This is a genomic window from Pseudomonas sp. 2822-17 (assembly GCF_002742485.1).
Taxonomy (GTDB): domain Bacteria; phylum Pseudomonadota; class Gammaproteobacteria; order Pseudomonadales; family Pseudomonadaceae; genus Aquipseudomonas; species Aquipseudomonas cyclaminis.
This window is the reverse complement of record NZ_LJRZ01000508.1, coordinates 1-434: the sequence shown is the minus strand read 5'-3', so window position 1 is coordinate 434 and position 434 is coordinate 1. Positions and strand designations below refer to the sequence as shown.

The 434-nt window shown below is 37.1% G+C and carries 1 protein-coding gene; it reads left to right on the top strand.

Going from position 1 to position 434, the window contains the following annotated elements; translation table 11 throughout:
• Positions 1-285 (top strand): FtsW/RodA/SpoVE family cell cycle protein (locus tag AOA60_RS22185; RefSeq protein WP_158235045.1); only part of this gene is annotated, 285 nt, incomplete at its 5' end.
• Between the last annotated feature and the right edge of the window lie 149 nt (positions 286-434).

Below are 434 nucleotides of genomic sequence, written 5' to 3'. Positions count from 1 at the left end.
GAGTTAGGGTTTATAGGTGGGGCGTTTGTATTATGCTGCTTCGCTGTACTACTTTGGCGAGGGTTAAGGATAGCTTTATACGCTCCTGATTTATATGGTACCTTAATGGCAACTGGAATTATTGGAATGATTGCTATTCAGGTCATGATAAATATAAGTGTTGTTATAGGACTAATGCCAGTAACTGGTATTACACTACCTTTGTTAAGTTACGGAGGGTCCTCCCTGACTCTCATGTTAACAGCAATTGGAGTATTATTGAATATAAGCAGACATATGCGCTAATAAGCCTTGATTTAAACATATATGTAATACAATATAAATATGTTATAATGGCATTTGCTTCCATGAAGCAAGTGCCTTTTTCTAACCATAAAGCTAGCTTAGGTTTTCACCATTGGCAAGAAGCGAAGTAGCAGTAACAAGCGTTATAG